Annotated in this window: 6 protein-coding genes; 1 reads left to right on the top strand and 5 read right to left on the bottom strand. The window is 47.9% G+C overall.

Annotation, left to right across the window (positions count from 1 at the left end; genetic code table 11):
- Positions 1-339: 339 nt before the first annotated feature.
- The 5 genes from ACTHRH_RS25260 to ACTHRH_RS25240 all read right to left on the bottom strand — a co-directional run bounded on the left by ACTHRH_RS25260 (position 340) and on the right by ACTHRH_RS25240 (position 7,007).
- Positions 340-909 (bottom strand): hypothetical protein, encoded by a 570-nt coding sequence (locus ACTHRH_RS25260; RefSeq protein ID WP_440418203.1) that lies wholly within the window; start codon positions 907-909, stop codon positions 340-342.
- Positions 910-1,332: 423 nt separating this feature from the next.
- A complete protein-coding gene (locus tag ACTHRH_RS25255; RefSeq protein ID WP_379291474.1) occupies positions 1,333-2,706 on the bottom strand; it encodes an extracellular solute-binding protein in 1,374 nt (457 codons plus the stop codon).
- A gap of 120 nt (positions 2,707-2,826) precedes the next feature.
- Positions 2,827-3,672: a carbohydrate ABC transporter permease gene (locus ACTHRH_RS25250; RefSeq protein WP_379291510.1), complete on the bottom strand. Its 846-nt coding sequence runs from the start codon at positions 3,670-3,672 to the stop codon at positions 2,827-2,829.
- A gap of 242 nt (positions 3,673-3,914) precedes the next feature.
- Positions 3,915-4,781, bottom strand: a complete 867-nt coding sequence (locus tag ACTHRH_RS25245; protein ID WP_440418205.1) for a carbohydrate ABC transporter permease — start codon at positions 4,779-4,781, stop codon at positions 3,915-3,917.
- A 567-nt stretch (positions 4,782-5,348) separates the two neighbouring features.
- Positions 5,349-7,007 (bottom strand): response regulator transcription factor, encoded by a 1,659-nt coding sequence (locus ACTHRH_RS25240; protein WP_379291476.1) that lies wholly within the window; start codon positions 7,005-7,007, stop codon positions 5,349-5,351.
- A gap of 585 nt (positions 7,008-7,592) precedes the next feature.
- Here ACTHRH_RS25240 and ACTHRH_RS25235 point away from each other — a divergent pair.
- On the top strand, positions 7,593-7,745 hold the full coding sequence (locus tag ACTHRH_RS25235) for a hypothetical protein (RefSeq protein WP_440418200.1): 153 nt from the start codon (positions 7,593-7,595) through the stop codon (positions 7,743-7,745).
- Positions 7,746-7,875 lie beyond the last annotated feature (130 nt).

Here is a 7,875-nt window from a genome sequence, read left to right as displayed (position 1 = left end):
CTAGCTGTAGGTTTTCCAGTTAGTTTCCATATTTCTTCCGAATATAGAAATCTAACTGTATGAAATCCATTTAGTTTGCATTTTTCGCCCTAAAGGATCCCTAACTGTGTGAACCCATATAGTTGTTGCTTAGTTGTTGCTTAGTTGTTGCTTAGTTGTTACTTTAGAGGATTCCGACTACATGCAATCCATTTAGTCTGCACATTTCGCTCTAGAGGATTCCAACTACATGAAGCCCATTTTCCTCCATGTTGTTAACCACTGTCATACCACGCCACACACACCGCCCACTAGAAGTCTCGTGAGGTGCGGAAAGAACCGAATGATGAAGAGTGCAGTTTATATAAGGCCGCTTTCGAGACCCTGTTTTGTAACCTCATAATAAAGAATTCTTGAACCCGTCCCGCGGATGATCGGCTTTAACCACCCTTTTTGACATAACCGTTTGAGATGAGCTACCGCCGTTCGATGATCGATGGAGAAATAATGGGAAACATCGATGGGCCGGATGGGTCGGGCTAGAAATAAGGAGTAGCGCAAGATTTCATTATCTGCAAAAAATACCCTTTCCACCTTGGTGTTCGCCGATTCATATCGATTAAGCACTATGCGCAGCAAATAGATGCAAAGATCAGGCCGATTAGCCACATCGTCATAAGCAAACGAAATAACATGGAATCCCATACCGCTCAAAAATGTTTCCCGATTCAGTTCGTTGCAATATTTTGTACGATCCATGTTGGCGACATGTTCACCGTAACCTTTAATTTCGATGAGAATTTTCCAGAGTTTTGGCGCTAACACATAATCGGCAAAGTATGACCTAACCCGCCAATCCATCACTTCGTATTCCGGATGCAAGTCATCAAAATGACCTTTTAAAGGCCACCATATATTTTTTGCAAACATGACCTCCGCGTGCCCATGGCCTCTTTCCAGTCTTCCGCGCCTTTCTCCTGTTCTTTTGTTCAGATGATACTCAATAAAAGTGGAGTGCGCCTCCTGAAATCCATTCACATTACACCAACTCCTTCAATATTTGCTCCTTGGAAAAATAAAAAAACGCCCTCACTCATCAATAAGATGAATAAGGACGTTCTTCGTCACTTTCCTTCATTATAGAGCAAAATGGCTATTTCATCCAGCCGGAAGGCTAAAATCTTAAATTAGCAAGTGAACATCAGCATTGATCCATTGCATGATACGGAATCTGACGAGGACCGCGAGAGACGCTCTTACCAATCGTGGTGGAACTATGCTTTGAAGGTTAGCTCGCCTTGCAGACCTCCTACTACCTTCCGCAAGCTTGCCGCCCACCTTGCCACCTCAAGCTTACTTCAAATTGGCGGACCAGTTCTCCGCGCGCTTCTGCAGATCGTCCAGGAACGATTGGATGTCCGGGGCATTGCCTGTCGCTGCTTTGCTTATGAAGCCGTTGACTGCGGGGACGATATCGCTCATGTAGAAGGGGTTCGCTTCATCCATCAGCTCCGAATGTCCGACTTCCGCGATTTTGAGAGCCATCTGGATATATTTGTCCTCCTTGTCGACGAAATCGGCATTTTTCAAAGTAGGCGTATTGGAGAAGTTCTCATACAGATACTTTTGGGTCTGGTATCCGGACAGAAACTTCATGACCTCCCAAGCAGCGTCCACATCCTTGGCGTCCTTTGCCATGACGAACGGGTCGACCGCCACCCAGCCTTCTCCCTTGGGCCCCATATTCATCCGCGCCTCGAACCGGTCGAGCAGCTCTTTATTGTTGTTCGAGCGATACTCGCTCATCGTGGAACCGCCGGTCTGGTCGATGCCGATGGCGATCACATTCTTCTCCCTTCCAAAGTTCTCCGCCCCCTGTCCGTTGACGAATCCGGCCGGCGGAAGCTTGGCGGCTTCCTTGAGCCACTCCATTACTTTAACCATTTCCGGAGTATTCAGCTTCCACTTGATTCCTTTCAAATCGGTTAAATTTCCTTCCGCGCCCGGAGCGTTAAAGGCCAGCGTCAGAGCAACGAAGGTGGAGCCGTTGAGCGAGTTTCCGCTCCAGTACAATCCATAGTTATCCTCGCCGGTCTTCGGGTTCTTGCCGGTCATCTTCTTCGCTTTCTCCAATATTTCCTCCGGCGTCGGCTTCTCGGAAATCGGTTCGACGCCCCACTCCTCAAACAGCTTCTTGTCAAAGACAATCAGCCTGCGTCCCAGTATGGCCGGAATCCCGAATTGCTTCTTCCCGTCCGGCGACTTGGTGCTGTACGAATTATTCCATATTCCGTCCAGGTAGATGCCCGGATCAAAGCTGCTGTCCTTGGCGATCAAATCGTCAATATCGCGCAGCAGTCCTTCGTTGTACCATTGAGAGGCGAAAGCTCCCCCCGAATACAGAATATCCACATCCTTGGACATCAGCATCGCTGTTTGCTTGGCCTTTGCGTTCTCCCAAGGAATCTGGTAAATTTCCAGCTTGATGTTCGGGTACATTTTGTTAAAGGTCTGCTTCAAGTACTGGTTGAGTCCAACGGTCTTCTTCCCGGTTTGCGGGTCCAAGCCGTTGTCCAGATTCCAACCGGCCAGCGCTACCCGGACGGTGCCCTTCATATCGGACACTTTGCTGACATCTCCGTAGTCGCTGCCGCCGGAACCCGAGGAGCAGGCGACGATCGAAACCGCCATCAAGATGGATAGCAGGATTAACACGACTTTTTTCATGGAATAACCCCTTCCTTTTATATGAACTCGTGAACTGCTGAAGGGACCCGCTATGGTTGGTAATGCTGCGGGGTCTCTCTCCATTGAACAAGAACAGACCTCTACCTTGGGCCGGAAACTCTATTGTTTAATTCCCGTCAAGGCAATGCTTTCGATAATATAGCGCTGCAGGAACAAATAGACGACAACGACCGGAATAAGGCTCACCGTAGTGGCGGCCATGATGATGGAAGGCTGCTGGTTGATGCCGTTGTTATAGGTGAACATAGCCAACCCGATTTGGATTGTGTATTTATCGGGGGTCTTGAGCGCAAGCAGCGGCCACAGCATATCATTCCAAACCCCGAGAAAAAGCAAAATAACCATCGTAGCGATAATAGGGGTGCACAATGGAAAATAAATTCTCCAGAAAACCGCAAACTCGCTGGCTCCGTCAATGACACCGGCCTCCCTTAAGCTGGAGGGCAATTGATCGATGAACGCCTTCGCCAGAAAGGTTCCGAAAGCATAGTTCATAGCAGGCAGGTAAAAAGCCCAGTACGTATCGATCAATCCGACTTTGCTGAACAGCAAATACTGGGGAATCATCGTCATTTCGAACGGAATCATCATCGTGCTCAGAGCCAGCAGCAGGACGATATTCGCTCCTTTAAACCGGATTTTGGACAGGGAATAACCCGACAGCAGTGCGGACATGGAGCTCACGAAAATCACTCCGGCGCTGACGAGAATCGAGTTCAAAATATATTTGGCCATGGGAATGTTGGTAAAAGCCGCTTCGTAAGTTTTGAAGGACGGCTCCTCGGGCCAAATCTTGGGAGGAAAAGTAATGTTCAGCCGGGCCGCCCAGTCAAAGCTTGTGATCAGCATCCATAGAAAAGGAACGATCATGACGAACGAACCGAGAAAAAGAATAATAAAAAGGAAAGTCTGTGCAGCAGCTTCCCTTCTTCGCCGACTGCCGATTTTGGGCTGTATTAATGGAGATTGAGGCTGCAGGGTATTCGTTTGGGACAATGCTCTCCCCCCTTAAGAAGTTTCTGTCTTGACTGCCATTCGATTTCTCATGAAATCGCCCCCCGAATGGTCTATGAAAATGAAAGCATTTCTTTGAAGTAAGCGTTTACCAATTAATTCGGCGCAAGCCTTGATTGAGCAGTGTTGTCACCTTTTCAAAGAAATTCCGAATTTCGCTCTTGCTTTATAAATCAGTCGATGCTGTTCTTCCTCCGATTCATCAGCATCATAAAGATGGTCAGGATCAAAATGATAATAAACAGCAAATAGGAAGCTGCCGTAGCTACGCCCATCTGCGAAGCGAGGAAGGCGTTCCGGTAAATATACAGTACCGCGGTCATCAGGCTGCCGCCCGGGTTGCCCGCCGTGCCTCCGATTAACCAAACATCGGTAAATCTCTTCATGCCCCCGATGGTACCCATGATCAGCATGAAGACGAAAATCGGTCTTAAATACGGTATGGTAATGTAATACCAGCGCTTCAGCCCGCCCGCTCCGTCCACCTCCGCCGCTTCGTACAATTCCCGCGGAACGCTTTGCAGCCCGGCCAGGAAAATGATCGTATTGTAGCCGAGAGCTCCCCATAAGCTCATCAGCACGATGCTGAACCGGGAGAACCGGGGATCGGTGAACCAGCCGACCGGCTCGATGTTAAACCAGCCGACGACGAAGTTTAGCAATCCTTCTTTGGCCGGATAAAACAGGAAGGAGAATAACAAGCTGGTGGCTACTGCCGAGACAACGTTGGGAAGAAAATAAACGCCTTTAAAAAAGTTTTTGCCGAGCTCCCATTTCAGACTGTTGATCAGGCTCGCCAGAATAAAGGACAGCCCGATTCCAAGAACAACCGAGAAAATCCCCATATAGAATGTGTTATACAAGGCCTGCCAGAAAATGGGGTCCTTCATTACATACTCATAGTTGCTCGCACCAACCCATGTTCCGGACATCGCCGATCCACCCGTCTGGAGGAAGCTCATATACAAGGCGGCAAACATAGGGTATATGGCAAACGCCATCACTCCGACGATCAACGGGGCGCTAAACAAATACCCCATCCAATCGTTGCGGGTCAGGAATCGTTTGCGGCGTCGCACAGGTACTCGCGGCGGGTCGATATCCACTCCGGTTTTTACGGGCAAGTCAAGATCCCTCCTCCGATGTCGAAAATTCCCACTTCGTTACTTCTCTACACCATGCCGGTGCGGGCCGAGCCCTCGAAGCTTCTCCCGGGGAAAGCTCCGGCCTTCTGATTCCATGCCAAAAAAACCAAGGACAACTTGTACAGAAAGCAAATTTCCCGTTCGGAATTTCAGGTCCAAAGCCTGCCTTCTGTCCCCGGTACCACCTCCCTGATTCCAGAAATAAGGTATCACCAAGAATACTACAATTGCCTAAGGCTAACGCCAATGTCATAGAATCACTACATTTTGCACAATATTCAGAAAATTTAAGTAAAACATCTTAATCATTTACCGCATTAACCATTAAAGGTGGAGCATTTTCAGCTCGAGGTGGATAAAAATCAGGCCGGAAAGAAAGTCTCTAGAAATCCTAAACGGGGGACTAGGCTGTACCCCTGTTGAGGTGAAAATGAACGCTTGCATTATTTAGCAATTGGAGAATCAAACGGGGCCCGCTCTCCCCCCTTTATCATTCATCGACTGCTTGAATTCCATCGGGCTCAGGCCGGTGTGCTGCTTGAAAACGCGGCTAAAATAACGAAAATCGCTGAAACCGATTTTCTCCGATATTTCAGCGACGGTATTCGAAGTCTGCAGAATTAGCTGCTTGGCCCTATCCACCCGAATTCCGTTCAAGTAACGGGTGAAGTTGACACCGGTTTCCAGCTTGAAGAGCTGGGACAGGTAATTTTTATTCAAATGGAAATGCTTGGCTGTCTGTTCCAGCGTAATCTTGCTGGCATAATTGACGGATAAATAGCTTTGAATTTCCACTATGACCCTTCTCCGTCCCGTATCCATCAGTCTTCGCTTCCGCTCCAGCAAATAAGTGCAGTACTGCTTCAGACGCTCCTTCGTCCGCTCGACGTTCCAGTGAAGGTTAAACCCCGGCCCTTCCCAATCCTCGACCGGTCCTATATCTTTGGCAGACGGATAACTGTTAAACTCCATCGCGCACACCTTCATCAAAGCGGCCGTCTTGTCTATACATTGCTTTGCTGTCCGGGGCGTACATCGGTCCGCCTGCAGCAGGGCAAAATGCTCCTCGATCGTCTCCAGAGCCTCGTCTTCCTTGCCATAGGTTAACGCATGTGTAATCCGCTGCCGGAAGCCGCTGTCAAAAAGAGCCACCAGATCGGCATCCTCACCCGCATTCGGCTGATCTGATAGCTCGCGGCAATGTACCGTAAAGGTTTCCTTACGGAACATGTTCATTTCTGCAGCTTTCTTCGCTTTGGCGTATCCGGTCAACAGCCGCTCCAGAGGGCAGAAGCCGCTAATTCCAAAACGGACATCAAGCTTAAGATGCTTCCGTATATGACCGGCTAGCTCTGTCCATCGGCGGATCAATCTTGCTTCATATTCACATAAGCTTTCCTGCGGACGGCTTTCCACAAGAAACACATATTCGTCATGCTCCACTTTGAAGAAATCCAGGTCTTCGTATTTATGAGCCAGCTCCTGAAGCAGATTAATCAGCGAGAAGCTGACCAGATAGCTGCCGTCTTCCCCAAACCGCAGCAAAGCCTCCTTCAGATTCACCTGCATGACGGTCACAGAAAACCTTACGAGGATCGAGCGGAGACGGAACAGACCGGCTAATTCCTTGATTTGATGCGCTGCGTACCTATAGGTCAGGATATCTTTAAAGAAGCTCTCCACCTTATAACGCTCCTGCGGCAGTATGCTCCCCCATCCGTTTCGCGGCTTTTTCTGCTCTATCATTTCTGCGGCGACCTTACGAACACATTCGGTCAAATCATCGGGACGGATCGTCATTTTTAATAAAAAATCGGAGGCCCCGAGCAGCAGGGCTTCCTTGACATAATTGAAATCGTTCGTACAGCTCAGGACGATAAATTTGCTGGAGGGCTTGCGGGCCTTGACCTGCCGGATTAACTCAATTCCATCCATGTCGGGCAGGATCATATCGGTAATGATTAAGTCGGGCTGCCAATCCTCGAAACGGTCCATGACTTCTTGCCCGCAGGCAGCTTCTTCCACCCGGCTGAATTGCAGATCTTCCCAGGGTACGGAATGACGAATTCCATGACGGACAATAGCTTCATCGTCTACAATGACCAGATTCAGCATTCTCATCCTTCCTTTCCTAGTAAAGGCAATGTGACCGTAACTATCCCTTCTCCGGTACGTTGTGAGCCGATCCTGGAACTGGTAGCAGACGGGAGCCTGTCCGATGAATGAAAATGCAATATTTACTGGAACAAAGTTAATCAGCCGTCCTATTCCGAAGGAAAACGCTCTCCGCCCGAGATGAAATAAATATCCGAACCAATCGCTTCGCGACAGTCTTCCCCGGGGCTTGCGACCAGGAACACGATAAGCCTATAGAACCCAATTCTGATTTTATAAAATTCATCCTGCTTTAAATGCTCTTGTCCGAATGCTGTATTATATTCGTTGGGGACAATTTTTTCCCTACTATATTCAAGGAAATAAATGGGATAAAATCTTGAAATAAAGAGGGGGATTTTTTTATAAAAAGATTGGTATTGGAGAGTTGTTTTGAAGTTCAGCTATGCCGGAAATCTTTGTTCAAAGACTCATGTATGCGTTAAGAAAAGACCGACCATTATGCTTGCATATTGGATTTAGAAGGGAAGGAGTGGAGAAGGTTTAATCGAAGAGGCCTGTTAGTCAAATACATAAAGAGGAGGAAAACCGATGACCTGGATTATCATTATCCTGTTGTTAATCAATACGGCGATTCTCTTGAACATCAACTATAAAATTAAAGGGAGAGATCTCGTTCAGGAAGCATTGGATAGGGATCAGCGAAGAGGACGTACAGTTTCTCGACAAAATAGAACTGAATAAGCATGCAAAACTTATACTTTCTTACCCCATTAGAAAGTTTAAGTTGAGTAAAGGGTCAAGTCCTGACTCTTGTGTAAAATTCACTACAATGTTTTCTACACTGGATTATTAGCCTAGCTTTCTCTTGTTA

Origin of the sequence: Paenibacillus sp. SAFN-117, from assembly GCF_051966115.1 — a bacterium.
Lineage (GTDB): Bacteria > Bacillota > Bacilli > Paenibacillales > NBRC-103111 > Paenibacillus_L > Paenibacillus_L residui.
Note: the sequence above shows the minus strand (reverse complement) of the source record. Positions and strands in the feature narration are given on the sequence as shown.

What these genes read in the sequence shown, in the direction of transcription:
- ACTHRH_RS25260 (WP_440418203.1), bottom strand. Translation starts at nt 909, where the DNA reads ATGTTTGCAAAAAATATATGGTGGCCTTTAAAAGGTCATTTTGATGAC.
- ACTHRH_RS25255 (WP_379291474.1), bottom strand. Translation starts at nt 2,706, where the DNA reads ATGAAAAAAGTCGTGTTAATCCTGCTATCCATCTTGATGGCGGTTTCG.
- ACTHRH_RS25245 (WP_440418205.1), bottom strand. Translation starts at nt 4,781, where the DNA reads ATGGGGTATTTGTTTAGCGCCCCGTTGATCGTCGGAGTGATGGCGTTT.
- ACTHRH_RS25240 (WP_379291476.1), bottom strand. Translation starts at nt 7,007, where the DNA reads ATGAGAATGCTGAATCTGGTCATTGTAGACGATGAAGCTATTGTCCGT.
- ACTHRH_RS25235 (WP_440418200.1), top strand. Translation starts at nt 7,593, where the DNA reads ATGACCTGGATTATCATTATCCTGTTGTTAATCAATACGGCGATTCTC.